General features: G+C 68.9%; 19 protein-coding genes. 2 read left to right on the top strand and 17 right to left on the bottom strand.

The annotated features are described in order from the left end of the window. Positions 1–11: 11 nt before the first annotated feature. Genes SACMADRAFT_RS17600 through wecB form a run of 7 tightly spaced genes read right to left on the bottom strand, consistent with a single transcriptional unit; the run spans position 12 to position 9411 of the window. Positions 12–2114 carry a bi-domain-containing oxidoreductase gene (locus tag SACMADRAFT_RS17600; protein WP_009155182.1) on the bottom strand — a complete coding sequence of 701 codons (2103 nt, stop codon included), beginning with the start codon at positions 2112–2114 and terminating at the stop codon, positions 12–14. Beyond that, positions 2111–3760 carry a heparinase II/III family protein gene (locus SACMADRAFT_RS17595; RefSeq protein ID WP_085977927.1) on the bottom strand — a complete coding sequence of 550 codons (1650 nt, stop codon included), beginning with the start codon at positions 3758–3760 and terminating at the stop codon, positions 2111–2113. Before SACMADRAFT_RS17595 ends, SACMADRAFT_RS17600 begins: the two co-directional genes overlap by 4 nt. Beyond that, positions 3757–4623, bottom strand: a complete 867-nt coding sequence (locus tag SACMADRAFT_RS17590) for an NAD(P)H-binding protein (protein ID WP_009155180.1) — start codon at positions 4621–4623, stop codon at positions 3757–3759. The genes SACMADRAFT_RS17595 and SACMADRAFT_RS17590 overlap by 4 nt, the downstream gene beginning before the upstream one ends. Continuing rightward, the gene (locus SACMADRAFT_RS17585; protein ID WP_009155179.1) at positions 4598–5848 is read right to left on the bottom strand and encodes a glycosyltransferase family 4 protein; all 1251 of its coding nucleotides are present in this window, start codon (positions 5846–5848) and stop codon (positions 4598–4600) included. Before SACMADRAFT_RS17585 ends, SACMADRAFT_RS17590 begins: the two co-directional genes overlap by 26 nt. After that, on the bottom strand, positions 5848–6858 hold the full coding sequence (locus SACMADRAFT_RS17580; RefSeq protein ID WP_009155178.1) for an MraY family glycosyltransferase: 1011 nt from the start codon (positions 6856–6858) through the stop codon (positions 5848–5850). The genes SACMADRAFT_RS17585 and SACMADRAFT_RS17580 overlap by 1 nt, the downstream gene beginning before the upstream one ends. 37 nt (positions 6859–6895) lie before the next feature. Continuing rightward, positions 6896–8146 (bottom strand): UDP-N-acetyl-D-mannosamine dehydrogenase, encoded by a 1251-nt coding sequence (gene wecC, locus SACMADRAFT_RS17575; protein ID WP_009155177.1) that lies wholly within the window; start codon positions 8144–8146, stop codon positions 6896–6898. Next, entirely contained in the window at positions 8143–9411 is a 1269-nt protein-coding gene (gene wecB / locus SACMADRAFT_RS17570; RefSeq protein ID WP_009155176.1) for a non-hydrolyzing UDP-N-acetylglucosamine 2-epimerase, read from the bottom strand. Before wecB ends, wecC begins: the two co-directional genes overlap by 4 nt. 460 nt (positions 9412–9871) lie before the next feature. On the opposite strand from wecB, the gene SACMADRAFT_RS17565 reads away from it, so the two are divergent. Next, positions 9872–12043 (top strand): MMPL family transporter, encoded by a 2172-nt coding sequence (locus SACMADRAFT_RS17565; protein WP_009155175.1) that lies wholly within the window; start codon positions 9872–9874, stop codon positions 12041–12043. A 23-nt stretch (positions 12044–12066) separates the two neighbouring features. On the opposite strand, the gene SACMADRAFT_RS17560 is transcribed toward SACMADRAFT_RS17565, so the two are convergent. From SACMADRAFT_RS17560 to SACMADRAFT_RS17550, 3 genes are all read right to left on the bottom strand, one after another. After that, positions 12067–13596 carry an FAD-dependent monooxygenase gene (locus SACMADRAFT_RS17560; protein WP_009155174.1) on the bottom strand — a complete coding sequence of 510 codons (1530 nt, stop codon included), beginning with the start codon at positions 13594–13596 and terminating at the stop codon, positions 12067–12069. Next, positions 13593–14075: a DUF2231 domain-containing protein gene (locus SACMADRAFT_RS30000; protein WP_009155173.1), complete on the bottom strand. Its 483-nt coding sequence runs from the start codon at positions 14073–14075 to the stop codon at positions 13593–13595. Before SACMADRAFT_RS30000 ends, SACMADRAFT_RS17560 begins: the two co-directional genes overlap by 4 nt. A 209-nt stretch (positions 14076–14284) precedes the next feature. Next, entirely contained in the window at positions 14285–14875 is a 591-nt protein-coding gene (locus SACMADRAFT_RS17550; RefSeq protein ID WP_009155172.1) for a TetR/AcrR family transcriptional regulator, read from the bottom strand. A 148-nt stretch (positions 14876–15023) separates the two neighbouring features. On the opposite strand from SACMADRAFT_RS17550, the gene SACMADRAFT_RS17545 reads away from it, so the two are divergent. Next, positions 15024–16013: a DUF3558 family protein gene (locus SACMADRAFT_RS17545; protein ID WP_009155171.1), complete on the top strand. Its 990-nt coding sequence runs from the start codon at positions 15024–15026 to the stop codon at positions 16011–16013. Positions 16014–16116: 103 nt separating this feature from the next. Here SACMADRAFT_RS17545 and SACMADRAFT_RS17540 read toward each other — a convergent pair whose 3' ends face one another. The 7 genes from SACMADRAFT_RS17540 to SACMADRAFT_RS17515 all read right to left on the bottom strand — a co-directional run bounded on the left by SACMADRAFT_RS17540 (position 16117) and on the right by SACMADRAFT_RS17515 (position 21164). Continuing rightward, complete coding sequence (locus tag SACMADRAFT_RS17540; protein WP_009155170.1) at positions 16117–16686, bottom strand: hemerythrin domain-containing protein; 570 nt, start codon at positions 16684–16686, stop codon at positions 16117–16119. A 78-nt stretch (positions 16687–16764) separates the two neighbouring features. Beyond that, positions 16765–16905, bottom strand: coding sequence for a hypothetical protein (locus SACMADRAFT_RS30465; protein WP_009155169.1), 141 nt, complete (start codon positions 16903–16905; stop codon positions 16765–16767). Between the two features lie 36 nt (positions 16906–16941). Further along, complete coding sequence (locus SACMADRAFT_RS17535; protein WP_009155168.1) at positions 16942–17148, bottom strand: hypothetical protein; 207 nt, start codon at positions 17146–17148, stop codon at positions 16942–16944. Between the two features lie 21 nt (positions 17149–17169). Beyond that, positions 17170–17760 (bottom strand): DUF5947 family protein, encoded by a 591-nt coding sequence (locus SACMADRAFT_RS17530; protein WP_009155167.1) that lies wholly within the window; start codon positions 17758–17760, stop codon positions 17170–17172. Beyond that, on the bottom strand, positions 17757–18329 hold the full coding sequence (locus SACMADRAFT_RS17525) for a NifU family protein (protein ID WP_009155166.1): 573 nt from the start codon (positions 18327–18329) through the stop codon (positions 17757–17759). Before SACMADRAFT_RS17525 ends, SACMADRAFT_RS17530 begins: the two co-directional genes overlap by 4 nt. After that, positions 18322–20130: a nickel-dependent hydrogenase large subunit gene (locus SACMADRAFT_RS17520; RefSeq protein ID WP_009155165.1), complete on the bottom strand. Its 1809-nt coding sequence runs from the start codon at positions 20128–20130 to the stop codon at positions 18322–18324. Before SACMADRAFT_RS17520 ends, SACMADRAFT_RS17525 begins: the two co-directional genes overlap by 8 nt. Continuing rightward, positions 20127–21164: an NADH-quinone oxidoreductase subunit B family protein gene (locus tag SACMADRAFT_RS17515; RefSeq protein WP_232285622.1), complete on the bottom strand. Its 1038-nt coding sequence runs from the start codon at positions 21162–21164 to the stop codon at positions 20127–20129. Before SACMADRAFT_RS17515 ends, SACMADRAFT_RS17520 begins: the two co-directional genes overlap by 4 nt. Between the last annotated feature and the right edge of the window lie 34 nt (positions 21165–21198).

Raw genomic sequence — 21198 nt, 5'->3', positions numbered from 1 at the left:
TCGCGGTCTCGTCAGTGCACGTGGTGAATGGAGCGGAGGGCGGCGAGGGTTGCGTTGGTGGACAGCAACAGTTGCTCGGTGACGGCCGGGTTGTCGCTTTCCCGCACGGCCGCGTGGAACGCGCTGACCGCCGCCTTGTGCCCCTTGTCCTGCGTGCTCCACGAACGCCTGCGTCCGTCCAGGACGATCCTGCGGTAGTCCTCGATGACGGCGTGCCGATCGCCTGCCAGCACCTCCACCCGTTCCTTGCCCGCACCGGCGGGGGAGGAGGCGCAGTAGCTGACCGTGGACACCGAGCCGTCCCGGTGCCGGATCAGCAGCCCGACGTCATCGGCCAGCCCGAGTTCGCCGGTGCTGCCGGCGACCGCGGAGACGACCTCGGGCGCCGAGCCGGTGAGGGCGCAGCAGGTGTCCACGAAATGGCACATCTCCCCGCGAAGCCGGCCACCCTGGCGGCGGTCGTGGTACCAGTGATCGCCGGGCAGTTCGCCGGCCGCGACGCGGTAGACCACCGTGCGGGGAGAGGCTTCGCCGAGGTGATCCTTCACCGCTGCCAGTGCGGGGGACCAGCGCCGGTTGTATCCGATGAAGAGGACACCGGGCGACTGCCCGGCCAGCCTTGTCAGTTCCTCGGCTTCGTCCACGGTGAGCACCGGAGGCTTCTCGCACCACACGTGCTTGCCCGCTCGCAGCGCGCGCAGCACCAGTTCCGCGTGTGTGTCGTGCGGCGTGGCGATCACCACGACATCGACGGCCGGGTCGTCGATCACCTCGCCCGGTTCCGAAACGGCCTGCTCGAACCCGAACCGCTCAGCCACCTTGCGTGCCGAAAGGCCCTGCGCGGAGGCGACGGAAACGAACCGCTCGAAGCCCGCCTGCCGGAAAGCGGGCAGCAGCACACTCGTGGAGAACGAGCCCGCACCCAGCCAGCCGACACCGGAGCCGGAGCGCGTACTCGGCTGCCGCAACCGCACCGGCCCCTGCTCGACCCTGTCGTCCGGGTACCGAAGCTGCACGGCCAGGTATGGCTCGCTGCCGCTCTCGATGAGTTGGTAGGCCTTACCCGCTTCCCCGATTTCGAAGCGGTGTGTCACCAGATCGTCCACCGTGATCCGCCGAGAGGCGAGCAGATCCAGTACCGCCTCGAGGTTGCGACCCTCGGTCCAGCGAACGTGTCCGGCCGGGAAATCGACGCCGTACTCCTCGTAGGAGCGCTCGTAGCGCCCAGGACCGTAGGAACGCGCGAACCGCACGGAAAGCTCGCGCTCGTAGAACGGCTTCCGTGCGATGTCGAGGCCGACGTCGCCGACGACGACCACGGCAGCACGGTCACGGCACAGCGCGGGTGTGCGGTTGACGGCTTCGGACGACGCGCCCGAGGCACACAGCAGCACCGCGTCCGCGCCCCTGCCCCTGGTCCAGGTGAGCACCGCGTCCGTCGTTTCCTCACCTTCCTCGCGCAGTCCGTACACACCCGACGCCCGTGCCGTGGCGAGCGGTTGCTCGGCGACGTCGATGCCCGCGACGTCACATCCGCTGGCGAGCAGCAGCCTCGCCGCCAGCTGGCCCACCAGCCCGAGACCGACAACGACGACCTTCGATCCGGGGCCGACCTCGGCGAGCCGCACACCGTGCAGCGCGATGGAGCCCAGCGTCGCGAAAGCCGCGTCCTGCGCCGAAACGCCCTCCGGGACGGGGGTGCACAGCAACCCGGGCACAGCCTGGAACTCGGCGTGGTTGGCCCGGCCCGCACCGCCGGTGGCCACGAGCATTCCCGGTCGAATACCGCTGACGGCCTCGCCGACCTCGAGCGCGATGCCGGACGCCGAGTAGCCGAGCGGGGTGTCGGAGTCGAGCCTGCTGATCACGGCCTTGGCCGCGCTGGAGACGCCGTTGCTGCGTGCCTTGGCCACCACCTGCCGCACCAGGTCGGGGCGCGCCTTCGCCTTGCCGAGCAGTGATGAGCGCGCCAGTGACGTCACGGCCTTCTCCGTGCCGGGGCTTATGACACTGGAAAGTGTCCTGACCAGCACCTCCGTGGCGCCGATCGTCGGCCGGGGCACGTCGAGGACGCGGACCGGTCCTCCCCGCAGGGGTTGCACGACCTGCTTCACTGCGCACCTTTCCTCTCGCTCGTCGAATACCGGAACTCATCACTCCAGGGCAGCCGCGCGGTCGTTTCCCGCAGCAGCACCGTGCCCGGTTCGATTCGTTCCCAGCCGGTGGCGAGGCCTGCGGGTTCGACGCGCCAGTCGCCGCCGAAGCGATCCGCCTGCTCGGCGGGCACCTCTGGGGCCAGGAACACGCGTGACACCAGGCGGTGCCTTCCGTGACCACGCACCTCGTCGCTGACCCGCAACTCGCTGTCCGAAAGGCGCCAGGTCCGCCGGTGTACCGGCGCTCCTTTCAGGTGGCGGTAGCCGTCGTGCTCGGCCGTCAGTACCAGCTCACCACCGCGGTCGGCGCTGTCAGCGCTGTCGACGACGTGTGCGCCTGCGCGGCGGCCCGCGCGGAACGCTGCCCACACCTCCGTGGAATCCGTGTCGTCGATCTCCACGGTGCTGTGGCCACCGGTCGAGCGTTCGAAGCGCCGCCGCGCACATTGGTCGTATGTGGACGTTCCTGCCTCCGTCACCACCCGCCGAGCCCCGTCGTGGAGCAGGAAGGACAGCGTGTCGGCGTGGGCGTGTGCGGGCAGTCCGCGCGGGCATGGTTCACCGACGTCGGCGATGACGAACAGCTCACCCGCCCTGAGCACCGCGAGGCCGCTGTCGGGCAACAGGGTGATCCCGTCAGCGGCGGGTGGTCCAGGTCGAAGCTCGTCGACGAGCTCGCCGGGAACCGGGTACCCGTCGTTGAACAGCGGCACGGTGCCGTCCGGCAGCAACACCAGGCCCAGGAAGCGACGCATGCGGTTGATCGCCGCGGTAAGCCATTCCGGCGAGTCGCCGCGTGCCGCCTCGAGCAACTCCGCGATGTCGATCAGGTCGGCGAGCACCTGGCAGTGGTAGGCGGGCGCTCGCTCGAAATGCCCGCCGTCGGGCAGCACCTGCTTGCTCGCCTCCCGCGCCAGTGCGTGCAGTGTCCGGTCCAGCAACCGCTGCTGCCCGAAGAAGACCGCGAGGCCGAGCAACGCCTTGAGATTCTTCACCAGGTGGTTGCCGCCGACATCGCGCTCGAGGTGCGGCCGCAGGAACCGCAGATGCAACCACAGCGCGCCCAGAAACCGGTCCTCGTGTGGCTCTCCGGCGACGAGGTGGTCGTAGAGACCGCACCAGGACCACGCGCGCAGCGAAGCCACGTACGGAGCCCACTCGTCGTACCGGCCGAACACCGTCGCCTGCTGCCACGAGCGCCACCACCGCGCGAACACCGCACGCGCCGCACCCTGATCCTGCTGCAGCGCCAGCGGCCACGCCCAGTCCCAGTAGTGCAGGTGGAATCGCCACAGCTGGGGCTCGTGCAGCTGGCTCCAGTCGGCGGGGTCGCCGAGCTTGCCGGTGTGGCCGAGCAAGGTGATCACCCCGTCGTCGAGTTCGTCGATCGAGGGCCACCGTGTCGGCGTGCGCGCGTCCACGGGAATGAAGCCCGACGGCCAGCCCGCGACGGCTGGACGGGGGGTGTCGAGCAGCCGGCGACCGGTATCCGGCCAGCGCCGCAGCGCCGCTCGTTGTGTTCGCAGCCGTACCCGGTGCGCCACCTGCTGCGGCCGCAGCTGGAGCACGGTGCGGGCCAACCGCCCCATCGCGTCCCGGTTCACCTGCGGTTCGCCTGTTCGGTCACGCCCGTGCGAAAGCTGCGGGGGGAGAAGCCCAGGTCGCGCGCCGCCGCCTCGACGGAGAACGCCTTGTCCTCGGCGAGTCGCCGCAGCTGTTCGGCTTTCAGCCTGGGACGTCGTGACAGCCGCTCGTACAGCGAAAGCAGCTGGATCGCGGGTCGCAGCGGGACCGGCACCAGGCGGGTCCGGCTTCCGGTGGCGCGTATCGCCTCGGCCAGCAACTCGGCCAGCGGCATCGGTTCGGGACCGGCCACGTCGTAGGTGCGCCCCGGGGCGGCGGGGGACTCCACCGCGTTGAGCACGGCCGCTGCCAGATCCTCCACATGCACCGGTTGCAGCAGCCGCTTGCCGCCGCCGGGAACCGGCAGGACCGGCGTTCGACGCAACACCGACAGCAGCCGGGCGATGTTTCGATCGCCGGGCCCACCGTAGATCATCGTCGGCCGGATGATCGTCCAGTCCAGCGCGCTCGCCCGCACCGCCTCCTCGGCCTCGAGTCGCACTCGCTTCGACCTCGCCGCGATCGTGGTGGTCACGGCGGTCGTCGAGACGAACACCGCCCGCTTGACACCTGCTTCCTCGGCCGCGGAGACGATCACAGGCGCGTGCCCGAACCCCAGTGAAGCCAGGTTGACCAGTGCGTCGGCGCCCGCGTCGGCGAAGGCGGCGTCCGTGGCCGCGGGATCGTCGAGGTCACCGGCGACGGGTGCCGCCCCGAGTTCGGCGACCACCCGCGCTGCGCCGCAACTGCGTGCCAGTGCGACGACCTGGTGGCCGCGCTCGATCGCCTGCGGTAGCAGGTGGCGGCCGAGGAAACCACTACCTCCGGTGATGAGGAGTTTCAACCGGACCTCCGAGTGAATCGAAAACGGTTCGGCAGCGCCGGGCCAGTTCTGCCCGGTCGAAGTTCTGCTCGACGAAGCGGCGGCCTTCCTTGCCCATGTCGGCGCGACGCGCCGGGTCCCTCGCCAGCGTGGCGATCTCCTCGGCCAGCCGCCGTGAGTCCTCCGGCGGGACGACCACGGCTCCCGCGGCGCGCAGGATCTCGGCGGGTTCCCCCCGCACCGCGCCAACCACGGCCTTCTCCGCGGCGAGATACTCGAAAATCTTCGAGGGGATGAAGGTGGAGAACAGCGGAACATCACGCAGCGAGACCACGCAGATGTCGGCCGCGGCCAGCACCTGCGGCACCTCGTCCCTTGCGACACCCCCCGGCACGCGGACGTTGCACAGCCCGAGGTCACGCACCCGCTCGGTGATCCGCCGTTTCTGCGCTCCTTCGCCGACGAGCGCGAAGCGCACCTGCTGGTCGGTGAGCAGCGCGGCGGCGTCGACCACCTTCTCGAGCGCGTGCGAGATGCCGAGCGCACCGGCATAGACGACGAGGCATTCGCCGGGGCCGGCTCCCAATCGCTGCCGGATCGCCGGGTTGGCAGCGGTGTCGCCACCGAAGCGATCGGTGTCGACCCCGTTGCGAATCGTGTGCACCTTCGCCGGGGGAACGCCACGCTCGACGAGGTTGCGCCGGAACCCCTCGGTCACGACGACGACAGCGTCCGCCGCGTGGTAGGCGGCCAGTTCCAGCCGCTGCAGCGACTTGATGATCCAGCGGTTGGTGAGCACGCCCAGCTCGACGAAGATGGCAGGCCACAGGTCACGGACCTCGACCACCAGTCGGGCGCGCTTCAACTTGGCCAGCACCCATGCCGAACCGATCGCGAAGAACGTCGGTGAGGAAACCATCACCACGTCCGCCCTCCCGCTCGCTCGCGCGCCAAGCAGCACGCTGCTCACCATGAAGCTCAAGTGACACAGCGTCTTGCGGAGGAATCCCTCGTTGGGAGTGGCGTAGAGCCAGGTGCGCACTACGGAGTAGCCGTCATGCTGTTCCCGCGCGCGGAGGCGGCCGCGATACTCGGGTGGCACGACACCGGTCGGGTGGTTCGGCATCCCGGTGAGGACGGTTACCGTGTCGCCGTCGGCCGCCCAGGTTCGGGCGAACTCCGACAGCCGCGCCTGCGGCGCACCGATCTCCGGCGGGAAGTACTGGGTGAGCAGAAGTATCCGCATCAGGTGGCTCCTTCGGTCGCTCGTCGTGGCGCAAGCCAGCGCGGCGAGGCCAGGTAGCCGGTGACCACGCCGACCGCGAGCACGTCGGCCAGCAGCCGCAACTGCCAGCTCGCGACCAGGCTGATCGCTCCGAGCAGGCACAGCAGCACGCCGAGTGCGGCGGTGAAGACGGTGACCTGCAGGTGAGTCCAGCCGAGATCGCCAAGGCGCTGGTAGACGTGACTGCGGTGGGGCCGCGTCCACTCCTCCCCGGCTCTGATCCGCCGCTGCAGCGTCCACGTGGTGTCGGCCAGGTACAGCGCCAGCGGTGCGATCGAGGCCTCGACGGGCACGCCCAGCAGCACGGCATAGGCGGCGGACACGGCCAGCCCCGCACCGATGGCGTAGCTGCCGACATCACCGAGGAAAACCTTGGCCCGCACCGCGTTCCACGGCAGGAACGCCAGCCCGCCCGCGGCCAGCGTCGCGCCCGCGCCCTGCAGGGACAGGTCCGCGTACCAGAAGCCGAGGAACGCGAACGTCGCGCCGCCGACGACGGCGTGTGCGCCGGAGATCCCGTTGATCCCGTCCATGAAGTTGAAGGCGTTGACGTATCCGGTGATCCACAGCGCGATCAGCACGACCGCCGCGGGCGCCACGGCCGGCGTGTCCGCGAGGAGCAGCAGCGTCGCCACGCCCATGGCGGCCAGCGCCTGCAGCAGCAGCCGCGACCGCACCGACAGCCCTTTGAGGTCCTCGGCGAGCCCGATCGCGGAGAAACTGGCGACGGCGAACACGAGTGGCAACCAGATGCCGTGCGGGATCAGGCTGATCCCGAGCAGCACCCCGAGCACGACGGCGATGCCGCCGCCCCGCAACGTGGGGATGTGATGCGACGAGCGGGTGCCCGGCACGTCGACCGATCCGGCGCGGCGCAGCAGTCGCAGCACCACCGGCTGCGCCAGCGTCGCCGACACCAGGCACAGCAGTGGCCCGAGCACCGCGACGTCCATACCGAGCACGGTGTTCACGCGAACCACCAGCCCTGCCGACAGGCGTGGAGGCGACTCATGCCCACATACCTCTTGTGTCGTAGACGATCTTGCCGGACAGCCGAGGCTTCTTGATCTTTCGGAAGCACTGGTGGTCGACAAGCAGGGCCACGATGTCGGCGCGGTCGAGCGCCTCGTCCACACCCGACAGCCGCACGTTGTCAAGGGCACGAAGGCTCTGCGGCAACTCGGTGACGTGTGGCTCGACGGCGTCGACGACGGCGTCCTCCGCGGCGGTCGCGACCTCGCGCACGATGCGAAGCGCGGGGCTCTCCCGCAGGTCGCCCACGTCGGCCTTGAAGGCAAGGCCCAGGCAGGCGATCCTCGGCTCACGCAGCCTGCCTGCCGCCTCGACGAGTTGCTCCGCCACATGTGACGGCTTGCCGTCGTTGATCTCGCGCGCCAGTCGCATCATCCTTGCCTGTTGCGGAGCGGCCTGGATCACGAACCACGGGTCGACCGCGATGCAGTGGCCACCGACTCCCGGCCCCGGCTGCAGGATGTTGACCCTCGGATGGCGGTTCGCCATGCGGATGATCTCCCAGACATCCAGTTCGAGCCGGTCGCAGATGAGCGAGAGCTCGTTGGCGAAGGCGATCTCCACGTCCCGTGAGGCGTTCTCGACCAGCTTGGCCATCTCGGCACTCTCGGCGTCGGTCAGCAGGATGCCGCCACGGCAGAAGATCCGGTAGATGGCGGCCGCCCGTTCCGCGCACTGGCTGGTGAGCCCGCCGATGACGCGGTCGTTGGTGACGATCTCGGTCATGATCCGACCGGGAAGCACCCGCTCGGGGCAGTGCGCCACGTGCACGCCCGGCGAGCTGTCCATCCGGTGTGGCAGGTCGAGGTCGGGTCGAAGCCGCTCCAGCCATTCGCTGACCAGCCGGGTGGTCCCCGGGGGAACCGTCGACTCCAGGATCACCACCTCGCCACCGCGAAGCCGTGGTGCGATGGCCTCGGTCGCGGAACGCACGTGGGCGAGGTCGACGTGACTGTCCTCTTTGATGGGTGTGGGAACGGCCACGATGTAGGCGTCGGCCTCGGGCATCTCGGTGCTCGCGCCGAGCATTCCCGCCGAGACGGCATCGTTGAGGGTGGAGGTCAGGTCCGGCTCGTCGAAGGGGGCCTCTCCTCGGTTGACACATTCGATGACCCGCTGGTCGACGTCCACCCCGACCACCTCGACGCCCTGTCCGGCCAGTGCGGCGGCGGTCGGCAGGCCTACGTATCCCAGGCCGACGACGGCGACGCGATTCAGCTCGGTCACCTGCCTACTCCCTCCACGTCGAACTCCGCCACGGCCTGCGCCTCGTCCCCGGCCGTGGCCGGTTGGAAGTCGGCTGCCCTCGGCCCGATGCCGAGCAACTCCTCGATGGCGCGCGCCGCGCGGTGAGCCGCGAAGCCGTCGCCGTAGGGATTCACCGCCCTGGCCATGGCCTGGTAGGCATCCCGGTCGTGCAGCAGTTCGCGGACCGCATCGACGATGTCGGATTCACCGGTGCCCACGAGCCGTGCCGTGCCCGCGCGCAACGCCTCCGGCCGTTCGGAGTTGTCACGCAGTACCAGCACCGGTTTGCCGAGACTGGGGGCTTCCTCCTGGATGCCGCCGCTGTCGGTCAGCACCAGGTCGCACTCGTCGAGGATCCTGGCGAACTCCGCGTAGCTCATCGGTTCGCGAACGAGCACGTTCGGCAGACCGTGCAAACAGGACAGCAACGCTCGCCGCACGTCCGGGTTGCGGTGAGCGGGTAACACGAAAGCCGTGTCGGGCTCGGCGGCGGCGAGCCTGGCGATCGCCTTCCCGATCCGGGTCATGGGCTCGCCCCAGGACTCCCTGCGGTGTGCCGTCACGAGCACCAACCGGCGACCCGCGGTGACCGCCGTGATGGTGGGGTCGCTGTAGGGCACCGGCCGCGAGACAGTGTGCCGCAATGCGTCGATCACCGTGTTGCCTGTCACGGCCACGTCCGCGGCGCGCACACCCTCGGCGAGGAGGTTCAGCCGCGCCTGCGGGGTCGGCGCGAGATGCAGTGTCGTGAGCTGGGTGATGAGCCTGCGGTTGATCTCCTCGGGAAACGGCGAGTAGCGATTGTTCGTCCGAAGGCCTGCTTCCAGGTGGACGACCGGCCGGTGGGCGTAGAAACCGGCGAGTGCCGAGGTGAAGGCGCTGGTGGTGTCGCCCTGCACGACGACGGCCGCGGGCTGCTCCTGCTCGACGACGTCGCGCAGGCCGGTGAGCGTCCTGGTGGTGACGTCGGTGAGTGACTGTCCCGGTCGGATGACGTCGAGGTCGTGGCGGGGGACGATACCGAACAGCCCGTTCACCTGGTCGAGCATCTCCCGGTGTTGCCCGGTGACCGCCACCACCACGTCGAGCCGGGCGTTCGAGCGTAGTTCGGCGATCAGTGGGGCGAGTTTCACCGCCTCGGGGCGGGTGCCGTAGGCGAGGAGTATCCGTGGCCGGGTGCGCTGGCCGGGAACGACGGCGACGGCCTCGGCACTGGTCGCCGAATTGGCGGATTCAGGCGTCATCGGCGGAGTTCTCCGTGCTTTCCACGACCACGGTGCGGGTCGCCGACTCGCTTCGCCGGGCAGCGTTTCGGCTTTCCGTTCTCCGCATCGTCATTTGACCTCGAGACGTTTTTTCGGGGTTCGGCAGTTGCTGCCGCGTGCCAAGAACAGCCTGGCAGCACAACGGAGATCGCGCGCTCCGGGTGCAGCCGATCAGGTGTTGTCGATACCGCTTCCGAGTGTCGCCGCAGGATTGTTGAACCGGAAACCGAGGAATCGGAGTGTTTTCACCGAAAACGGGTGAATTCGAGTTCGGCACCGAATTCCGCTGCCGATGCCCGGGTGCCGCCGCCTGCGCCAGGGCCCGGGCACGGTCCGGGGGAGGGCGGGGCCGGAACACAAAATGAGACATGCGTGTATCGTTTCTGGTGGCGGCCAGTGTCGGGCTGGTCGTGTGCCGAGAAGATCGAGAGGACCTTTCGTGGCTGGCCTGCTCTACCGGTTGGGGCGGTTCTCGTTCCGCCACCGCCGGATCGTGCTCGTGCTGTGGATCGCGTTACTCGCGGCGTTCGGTGTGGGCGCCGCGACGCTGTCGCAGTCGACGACCGACACCTTCTCGCTGCCGGGGACCGAGGCCCAGCAGGGCTTCGACCTGCTGGACGAGCGATTTCCCGGACTGTCCGCCGACGGGGCGACAGCCCAGGTCGTGTTCGCCGCGCCGGAAGGCAAGGTCACCGATCCGCAATACCGCTCGGCGATCGACTCCAGCGTTGCCGAACTCGGTCGGGCACCCGACGTGGCTTCGGTGCGGGACCCGTTCCAGGGCGGCGGTGTGTCACCGGACGGCTCGATCGCGTACGCGGAGGTGCGCTACGACCTACAGCCGGACGAACTCGGCGACCCCGCCAGGGAGGCGCTGACGACCGTTGCCGCGAACGGCGAGCGGGCAGGCCTGCAGGTCGAGGTGGGTGGCACCGCCGTGCAACCCCATCCGGAGCCGCCCACGACCGAGGTCATCGGGCTGGCCGTCGCCGTGGTGGTGCTCACGGCGGCGCTGGGTTCGCTGCTGGCGGCGGGATTGCCGTTGCTGACGGCACTCATCGGGGTCGGTATCGGTATCAGCGGGGTGGCGATCTCCACCGCGTTCTTCGAACTGAGTTCGACCACTTCCATCCTCGCGCTGATGCTCGGGTTGGCCGTGGCGATCGACTACGCGCTGTTCATCGTCACCCGCTACCAGCACGAACTCACCGTCACCGACGATCCCGAACGCGCCGCGGGGCGTGCTGTGGGCACGGCGGGCAACGCCGTCGTCTTCGCGGGCGCCACCGTGATCGTCGCACTGGTGGCGCTGAGCATGGCAGGCATCCCGATGCTCACCGCCATGGGTCTCGCGGCGGCGGGAACTGTCGCCGTGGCCGTGCTCATCGCGCTCACCCTGCTGCCCGCGATGCTCGGGTTCGCCGGTCGTAGGGCCGCCGCCAGGCGACCGCGCCGTTCGCGCGGGACCGGACTGGGCAAGCGATGGGTCACCTTCGTCACCCGGCGGCCGGTGCCTGTCCTGCTCATCGCGGTACTGGCGCTGGGCGTCGCGGCGGTGCCCGCCACGGATTTGCGGCTCGGCATGCCCGACGGCGGCACGGCCCCGCCGGAATCCACCGAACGAAAGGCCTACGACCTGCTGTCGGAGGGATTCGGGCCGGGGTTCAACGGCCCGCTGCTCGTCGTCGCCGACCTCGAACAGGGCCAGGATGCGCAACGGACAGCACAGGCGCTGCGTGGCGACCTCGCCGACCTCGGAGGTGTCGCGCGGGTCGGTCCGCCGATGGTCGATCCGGCAGGCGAAACCGCGGTGCTGAATGTGATCCCGGCCAGTTCACCGAGCAGCCCGGAAACCGAGCAGCTGGTGAGGGACATTCGCGCGCACGGCCAGGACTTCGGGAGCGAGAGAGGTGCCGAGGTCTTCGTCACCGGGCAGACGGCGATGGACATCGACACCTCCGACCGGCTGAGTGATGCGCTGCTGCCGTATCTGGCCGTCGTGGTGGGGCTGGCGTTCCTGCTGTTGATGGTGGTGTTCCGTTCGGTTGTCGTGCCGATCAAGGCGGCGGCCGGGTTCCTACTGACCATCGGCGCGACCTTCGGAGCGGTGGTCGCGGTGTTCCAGTGGGGCTGGCTGGACTGGCTGTTCGGGGTGGAGCAGACCGCGCCGATCATGAGCCTGCTTCCGATCTTCATGATCGGCGTGTTGTTCGGCCTGGCCATGGACTACCAGGTGTTCCTGGTCACGCGGATGCGGGAAGCCCATGTGCACGGCGCCGAACCCACGGAGGCAGTTGTGGGCGGGTTCCGGCACGGGTCACGGGTGATCACCGCCGCGGCACTGATCATGATCAGTGTGTTCGCCGGGTTCATCGCCTCCGATGAGGACACCGTGAAATCGGTCGGTCTCGCGCTGGCCTTCGGTGTGCTCGTGGATGCGTTCGTCGTGCGTATGACGATCGTGCCCGCCGTGATGAGCCTGCTCGGCAGGGCGTCGTGGTGGTTGCCCCGCTGGCTGGGCAGGCTGCTACCTCGTGTCGACGTGGAGGGTGCCTCCTTGCCGGACGACTCCGCCGAGCGCGAACCTGGAGTGTCCGCGGCGGTGCGCTGATCTCCGGCGGTGCCGGGTCCGGCTCACTCGCCGGACCCGGCACCGCCGTGGAAGGTGTCGGATGGCAGCGCGGCCCAGGCGCGCTCGACGGTGGTGGCCGATGTAGCGATGTAGCGATCCGGGCGGACCAGGGCCACCGGCGGTACAGCCGAGTCCGGCAGTTCCTCGGCGGGCAGCTGCAGGACCGGAAAGCCGCGCCAGCCCGGTGCGTCCGAGGCGGGCACGGCTGATGTCGGTAGCCCCGTGACCACCCACGTCGGGCGCAGCGGATCCAGTCGCTCGTGCAACCGCCCGCCCGTGCTCAGCACCGGATTGGGCATGCGGCGCCCCGACCACGAGCCGCCGCCGAGCGCGGGGCCGCGCCGGTAGGCGACCTCCAGCATCCCCACGTTCCGTCCCAGCCGGGCCCGGACTCGAGGCCGCGCCAGCACCACCGGCGCCAGCCTTCCAAGCACCCGGCGAAGCGTGCCGCTGCGGCGGGTGAGCAAACCGGTCGCCCTGGCGGTGGCCGACACCATCTGCTCGGCAACCGGCCTCCGCTCCGCGTCGTAGCTGTCGAGCAGGGCCTGCGCGGTTTGCGGCGGCGCGTCACGCGCCGCCGCGAGCTTCCACAGCAGGTTGTGGGCGTCCTGCACACCGGTGTTGAGCCCCTGGCCGCCGACCGGGCTGTGCACGTGCGCGGCGTCCCCGGCGAGGAACACCCTGCCACTGCGGTACCGATCGGCGACCCCGTTGCTCAGATCGAACCGGGATGTCCAGGTGACCGCGTGACTGCCGAACTCGAGCCCGCAGCGCTGGCGGATCAGCGTGTCGAGAAACTCCGCGTCGATCGTGGTGGACGCCGGTCGCGGTTCGTGGGCGATGATGCGCCAGCGGCCTGGCTCCGGCATCGGCACGATCAGGAGCAAACCCTGCGGCGAGAGGAAGACATGTCCCTCGTCCTCCGGAAGTTCCGTGGTGGTCTTGACATCGGCCAGCACGAACGTCACTCCGGTGGCCTCGCGGCGCAGCCTCAGCCCGGCCTGTTCCCGCACGCTGCTGCGAGCGCCGTCGCATCCCAGCAACCACCGGGAGCGCACCACTTCCGATGTTCCGTCATCGTGTTCCAGTCGTGCCTCGACATGCCCCTCGTGCTCGCGCACCCCGTGCAGACCGACCCGCCAATCCACTCGCGCGCCGAGCAACTCCAGGTGCTCCTCCAGCACCCGTTCCGTCGCGTACTGCGGGATCGACAGCCAGTAGGGGTAGGCGGTGTCGCCCCACGGCAACTCGAGCAGGTCGATGCGTCTGGCTCGGCCCCGCGCGCCGGCGCGGGGGTTGAGTGCGGCGAACGGAATTCCCTGTGCCACCACAGCTTTGGCCACACCCATCGCCTCGAAGACCTCGAGTGTGCGCGCGTGCGCCACCAGCGCCTTGGAGTAGGAGGAGCGGTGTGGCTTGCGGTCGACGATCCGTACGGTCAGTCCGTGGCGCATCGCCTCGCACGCGGCGGTGAGCCCGGTTGGCCCTGCGCCGACGACGAGCACGTCGACGTCCGGCTCCCGCGCGCTCACCGGGAGGCCTCGCTCGTCCACACCGATTCGGCACCGCTGTGTCCGATCCGGACGATCTGGACGGTGGTGCCAATGCCGCTGGCCAGGGCGAGTACCGCGAGTCCGAGTGCGGCGAGTCGCTGCCGCCTTTTCCCGCTCTCGCCCGGTGGGCGAGCCTCGCGAGCACGCAGCCACAGCAGTCCGGCCGCGGCGAGAACGACGGCACCGACCCAGGGCAGCAGCCCCTCTCCCAGTTCCTGATGGGACTCGATGAGCGGACTCGGATCGCTGCGTTGCGCGAGACTCTGCCCCGATTCAACCGACACCGGGACGAGTGCCAGCGCCGTCAGGCTGATCGCGAGCGGCCAGAACGCGCTCGCCCCGCGAAACCGTGGCCACACCGCCGCCAGTACCACCAGCACGGCCGCCAGCGGAACGACCACCACGGTGGCGTGTACGACGAGTGGGTGCACGGGCAGGCCGAAGACCGTCTCGAACATGTTCCTCCAACCGCGGTTCAGGAGCGTGGCGGCGACAGCCTAGCCAAAGTGAGACATCAAAGTCTAGTTTTGTCTGGATGGGGATCACCGAGCCGGTGTCGAATGGCGGCTTTGGCGCTCTCGCCGGGCGTGCTTGCGCCCGCCTGCTGGGTTCCGTGCCGGTTCTGAGCGCAGAACTCGCGGGCGGGAGCGGGGGACTCGCGGGGTGATCAGCGGTGTGGCGTGATGCCTTCGGTCAGGGTGGTGAAGGTCAACTCGGTGAGGGAGTGGTCGCCGCTGCCGCGATGCCATGGTGCCGCCGACACGCGCACGGCTGTGGTGAGCAGCGACATCAGCACGCTGAGCACCCACTCGGCCGGGAGGTCGGTCCGGATCTGGCCATCCCGCTGGCCCCGCCTGACGACCTCCAGCAGCGGAGCGAACACCCGCTGCCGCTGCCGCAGGAAGGAGGTGCTCTGCTCGAACCCCTCCTCCAGCAGTGGCCGGAACCGTGCGCCCTGAGCCAGCACGGCCTCCACCGCGCGGCGAAGGGCTTCCAGCGCGCTGCCCTGGTCGAGTCGCGAACCCTTGATCGCTGCGCCCGCGCGGGTCAGTGCGTCCTCGCGCATCGCCTCGAGCAGCTTCTCCCTGGTGCCGAAGTGCCGGTAGAGCGTGGCGCGGGTGAGGTTGGCCGCCCTGGCGACGTCGGCCATGGACCAGTCGGGGTCGTGGGTCATCGCCTCGACGGCCGCGTCGAGCAGGTTCGCGCGGTTGCGCTCGACGTCGATCCTGGTGGACCTGCGGGCCTGCTGCGATGGCACGCACCCTTACTACCAGACCACGCGGGCGCGCACCGCTCCGGTGGCGTGCCGTGGTCACGTGGACACATCGTGCCTGCCCGTGGGCGGTCCGTCCGAGTTAGCCGGTATGCCCCGCGAACGACTGTCCGGTTCTGCTAGCGTCTCGCCAATGATCAACAGATTGGTGCGGCGGCCGATCCTGGCCGCCGCCGTGATAGCGCTCGGACTCGCCGCGGGATGCGCTGGGGGCGCCTCCGACGACGACCGGACGGCTGGCGCGGCCGAGTCGAGCAGCAGCAAGCCCGCGATCAACGACCCCGCCGTCGAGGCGGCCGCACTGCGCACCGTCGACCCCTGCGGACTCCTGTCGGAGGAGAACCTGGCCGAGGTCGGCACCATCGTGCCGGACAGCCTGCACGAAGTGGACTGGGCCGAATGTGCCGTCGAGGTCAACAGCTCCAGCGGCGGCGTGGTCGAGATGACCCTGCGCGTCGGTGACAACGTGGTGATCGTCGACGACCCGACCGAGAAGGTGGACGGACTACCGCTCATCGTGGACAAGTCGGACGAGGAGACGTGCTACGTCACCGCGGTCACGTCGTTCGAGGCGGAACTGGGCATCAACTTCCAGGTGAACCACGCCGGAGGGGACGCCTGCGCGGCGGGCCGCAGCGCGCTGGAAAAGGTGGTACGCACGTTGCACTCCGACCCACCGCAGTACAAGCAGCCCGCTGGCTCGGTGCTGACCGTCGATCCCTGCGAGGTCGTCGATCAGCAGGTGCTGGGCGAGTTGCTTGGCGGTGCCGCCGAGCGCGATGTGATGGACCTGCACACCTGCTACCTCTCCCCCGAGGGGGAGTCGTATCCGATGATCGGTGTGAGCCTCACGGGTTCGGTCCCCGCCGACTCCGGTGACCCGCTTGAACTGCCTGGTGGCGTGACGGCCATCCAGGAGCAGGAGACGGGCGACAGCGACGTGTCGTGCCGGACCTCGTGGCGGCACATCAAGACACCGCGAGAGGACCAGAGCGACGCCTTCGGTGAGATCGTCTCGATCACCTACGACGCCGAGACGGGCGGTGGCGTGGACGCCGCGGGCGCGTGCGAGAAGTCGGCCACGATCGCCAAGGCCGTCGTCACGAAGCTACCCGCAGCCTGAATGAATCCGAGTAAACCCGAGTAGGTTTCGTGGCCCGCGGTGTCCGGTGGAACGCATCGGACACCGCGGGCCACCCAACGTCGGTCGGTGTGCCGCCTTCGGCTCAGCCCCGGCGCCCGCTCATCGCGTCGCGCAGCTTGTCGAACATCGCCGCCACCGGGCCCGCGCTCTTCTGCGCGCCGGGTGTGGAAGGGGTGGCAGGGTGTGGCCGCGTCGGCGCGGTGCGCTTCGCCTTCGCCATCTTGTCACCGAGTTCTTGAAGCTGGTCCTCGCTCAGTGTCTGCCGAACCCTGGGCCACACCTGATCCTGCTCGAACTCGATGTGCTCGCGCCCGTCGCGGACAACCTGCTCGATCAGCTCCTCGAACCGCGGGTCCGTCGGTGGCGTCTTGTCCAGCGCGTCGAGCACGTCCTTGGCCGCGGATTCCTGCTCCAGCGCCTGCGAGGCCAGCTCGTCGCCGCCGGGTACGGAGTCGCGAACCATCGGCCAGAAGAATTGCTCCTCCACCGCCTCGTGCTGCGACTCGGCCACGACAAGCTCGGTCACCAGCTGGTCGCGGGCTTGCAGCGCGTCGTCACTCGCACCCGTGTCGGTCGTGGGTGTCTCCTCGAGCCGTCGCAGCATGGCCAGCACGTTCTCGTGGTCTTTGCGGAGTAGTTCGATCGCGTCCATCGGCTCGGTCTTTCACTCGGCGGATTGCGGTGTCACCGATGGATACCCCCGATCGGTCGCACTACACGGCCGCCGTGGTCAGTGGCGAGGACTGCGGCGCAGCGTAGCCATGCGCCACATCCTGATCTCGCGAATCAGCCCGGGAAACTCACGCACCGCCAGCGCCGCGACACCCGCCGCGAGCAGAGCGGCTTGCGCGAGCAGTGCTCGCTTGGCCATGACTCGATTCCTTCCTGTCGTGTTTGCGCGACTCGTTCACCCCGGCGGCAGGTTCGGCATGCTCTTCAGGATCGCGTCGTGTCGCTTCGGGTTGATCCCGGTCGAGCGCCGCGCGTCCGCCGTGCCGTCACGGTGGTGGCCCGGCTGCTTGTCGTAGGGGCCCTCGTTGCCCTGGTTGATGCCACCGACGTGGCTCGGCGAGTCCGGCTTGGTGTCGGGTTTGCCGACCCGGATGCTGCCCATCTGTCCTCCTCCGTGATCGCTCTACGGTCGCTCGGTCAACTCGCTGAAGAAGCGGTCGATTCGCGGCCACACCGTGTCGCCTCCGGACAGTCCCCTCCACTCACCCCGGATGATCGCGGTGAGCCGGTAACAGTCGTCGACCGGTACGATCCAGCGCTCGTCGTGCCCGCGTGCGGTGTTGACCAGCACGGCCTCCACGTCGGTGCGCAGGTCGCGCAGTCGCGGACAGTCCGCGACCACCTGCAGCCACGCTTCGCGGTCGACTTCCCAGCGGGTCGGGCCGGCCGGGCTGGGATAGTGCGCCAGCGCGGACCCGTCGGCGCGGGTGACGACGAACGCCAGCCCGACCGGCACGCCCAGCTTCTCCACCGGCAGGGTGGGCAGCCGCAGCCGCCGCCTCGGTATCTGGCGGTAGCGGCCATCGCCGGCCTGCTCGCGGTCGAACAGCAACCAGCACGCCTGGCAGGCGCACAGCACCTCGCCGCCCCGGACGTCGAGCAGGTGACGATGGGTGTGCTCGACAGGCGCTGCGCACAGCTCGCACTGTTCGTCGGTCCGGATGGGCTCGCGAGGCGACATGCGGACGATCCGTTCCAGCGCTGTCGCCTTCATCCGCTGCTCCCGGTCGCCGTGGCGGTGCGGGCCAGCAGCGCGTCCACAGGGATCAACGACGGTGAACGTTCGTCCGCGGAGTCGGTCACGATGCGCACCTCGGTGAGTTCGGGCGCCAGCGAGAGCACCGACTCCCTCACCGCCCGCTCCAGTTCCGGCGACGACTCCGGCGAGGAACAGCTACCGCAGCCGCCCGGCAGCAGGCGTATCTGCGCGACGCCGGAGTCGATCGACGCGCGCTCCACCCTGCCCCCTTTGCGCTCGAGGTGTGGCCTGACATAGGCCAACGCCCGCTCGACGCGGTCTGCGAGCGAACCCGGATGGATGCCGTGAAGCACGAACAGGTGGCTGAGCAACTCGTCGGCGCACAGCGCCTCCGCCTGTGTCGTGCCTGCCGCGTCCAGCACCCGCGCCAGTGCCTCGCCGTACACTTCGGTCAGCGTCCGCACGGCCTCCACAGCCGATTCCGCGGTAGGGCCCGGCATCCGTTCGACCTGGTCGAGCATCTCGTCGAGCCGGGCCAGTCGCCGCTGGACCTCCGCGTCGTCGAGCCGCTGCGACTCACCCATTGATTCCTCCGAGAGTGGGCGAGTGCAGCTTCCTCAGTTCCCGGCCGCCGCCGAGGTACATGTGGACCCCGCAGGGCAGGCACGGGTCGAAGCTGCGTACCGACCGCATGATGTCGACGCCCTTGAAGTTCTTCGGGCCGTTCTCCTCGAAGATGGGCGTGTCCTGCACGGCGTCCTCGTAGGGGCCCGGTGTGCCGTAGCTGTCCCTGGGGCTGGCATTCCACGGCGTCGGCGGGTAGGGGTGGTAGTTGGCGATCTTCTTGTCCTTGATGACCATGTGGTGCGACAGCACGCCCCGGACCGCCTCGTGGAAGCCGCAGCCGACCGCCTCGTCGGGCACCTCGAAGTCGGTGAACACCCGGGTGTCGCCCGCACGGACGAGTCCCATCGCCTGGTCCAGGAAGTGCAGCGACATGGCGGCGGCGTAGGCGACGAAGTAGGAGCGGGCTCGGTCGCGTTCGATCGCGTTGGACAGCGGCCTGCCTTCCTTGTCCTTCGGGATGGTCCATTCCAGTGTCATCTCAGGCAGTTGATCGCTCCTCGGCAGGGTGATCCGCACGCCGGAGCCGGTGGACTTGACGTAGGGCGTGTCCACCAGCCGCGACAGCGCCGTCGACCACAGCCGGGCCAGCGGGCCACCGCCGGTGTCCAGTGGCAGGTGGTCCTTGCCGTCGAACCACCGTGGACTCATCACCCAGCTGTAGTTGTTGTCGAAGTCCCGCTTCTGCGGCACGGGGACGGTCGTCTGGTTCCACGGGTGCCGCATGTCGACGGGGTTGCCGAGCGGGTCATGGGTGACGAAAGGTTCCTCGTTGACCCAGTCCTCGTAGTAGGAGCTGCCGAGCAGGATGCGCATGCCCAGGTTGATGTCGATCAGGTTGTTGGTGACCAGCTCCCCGTCGACGATGATGCCCGGCGTGACGTACATCGCCTTGCCCCAGGTGTTCATCGACTCGTAGCGGTAGTCGCACACGTCGGGGTTGTTCCAGGCGCCCCAGCAGCCCAGCAGCACCCGCCTCCTGCCGACCTCCTCGTAGCCGGGCAGTGCCTCGTAGAAGAAGTCGAAGACGTCGTCGTTCATCGCGACGGCCTTCTTCACGAAGTCGAGGATGCCGATCAGCCGGGAGAGGTAGTCGGTGAAGGTGGTCGGTTCCGGCATCGTGCCGACACCGCCCGGGTACATTGTGGAGGGATGGACGTGGCGGCCCTCCATCTTGCAGAACATCTCCCTGGTCACGCGGCTGACCTGGAGCGCCTCCTTGTACACCGCGCCCTCGAACGGGTTGAAGGCGCGCATGATGTCGGCGATGGTGCGGTAGCCGTGGATCTCGGCGCCCGGCGCCTGGGTGTTCTCCGCCTGGCGCAGCACGCCGGGGTTGGTCTCCTTCAGCATGGCCTCGCAGAAGTCCACGAACACCATGTTGTCCTGGAAGATGGTGTGGTCGAACATGTACTCGGCGGCCTCACCGAGATTCACTATGGTCTCGGCCAGCGGGGGAGGCTTGATCCCGTAGGCCATCTGCTGCGCGTAGTGTGAGCAGGTGGTGTGGTTGTCGCCGCAGATGCCGCAGATCCGGGTGGTGATGAAACCGGCGTCCCTAGGATCCTTGCCCTTCATGAACACCGAGTAGCCGCGAAACAGCGAGGACGTGCTGTGGCACTCGGCGACCCTGCGGTTGGTGAAGTCGATCTTGGTGTAGACACCGAGATTGCCGATGATCCGGGTGATCGGATCCCACGACATCTCGACCAGCTGGCTCTCCTCCTGCGTGGCGCTGGTCTTTGGCTGCGTGGCCGTCATCGCTGCTGTCCTCCTGCTCGGGCTGGGCTGCGGTCGTCCGACTTGCGACCCGGTCGCCAGTACGGGTCGTAGCCGCTGGTCAGCTCGGGTCCGTTGTGGTGCCACTTGGGTTCTTGGTTGGCCGGGTAGTTGGTGATGGCACGCATCCGCCGGATGAACGCCCCGTACGGTTTGTTGAGAATCGACGAAAGGCCCGCCCCCGTCGGTTCGTCCATGAAGGGCATGAACATGTCCGGGAACCCGGGCATGGTGCAGGCGATGCAGATCCCACCGACGTTGGGACAACCACCCACTCCCGACATCCAGCCGCGCTTGGGAACGTTGCAGTTGACGACCGGACCCCAGCAGCCGACCTTCACCTGGCACTTGGGTGAGTTGTAGTCCTTGGCGAAGTCGGACTGCTCGTAGTAAGCGGCGCGGTCACAACCCTCGTGCACGGTCTTGCCGAACAGCCACTGCGGGCGCAACTTCTCGTCCAGCGGGGGCGGGGGTGCGCTGCCCGCCGCGTGGTAGAGCACCCAGGTGAGTGTCTCCATGAAATTCTCCGGCTGGATCGGGCAGCCGGGCACGTTGACGATCGGCAGCGCACCTGCCGACTTGAAGTCCCAGCCGAGGTAGTCGGCCAGTCCCATGGAGCCGGTCGGGTTTCCGGCCATCGCGTGAATGCCGCCGTAGGTCGCGCAGGTACCGGCCGCCACCACCGCCCAGGCCTTGGGGGCGAGTTGGTCGAGCCACCAGTTCAGCGTCAGCGGCTCCCCGGTCTCGAGGTCGTTGCCGAAGGAGGTCCAGAAGCCGTCGCCGGAGATGATGTTCTGGTTGGGGATGGATCCCTCGATCACGAGAATGAAGGGCTCCAGCTCGCCCCGCGCGGCGGCGCGGAACGGGCGCAGGAAGTCCTCGCCACCCTCGCTCGGTGAGAGCACCTTGTTGTGCAGGTTCACCTTCGGCAGTCCGGGGATGAGCCCCAGTACGAGGTCCTCGATCGCGGGCTGGCCCGACGCGGTCATGGACACCGTGTCGCCGTCGCAGCTCATCCCCTCGGAGATCCACAGGATGGTGATCTCGTCG

It is taken from the genome of Saccharomonospora marina XMU15 (assembly GCF_000244955.1).
Taxonomy (GTDB): Bacteria; Actinomycetota; Actinomycetes; order Mycobacteriales; family Pseudonocardiaceae; genus Saccharomonospora_A; species Saccharomonospora_A marina.
Note: the sequence above shows the minus strand (reverse complement) of the source record. Positions and strands in the feature narration are given on the sequence as shown.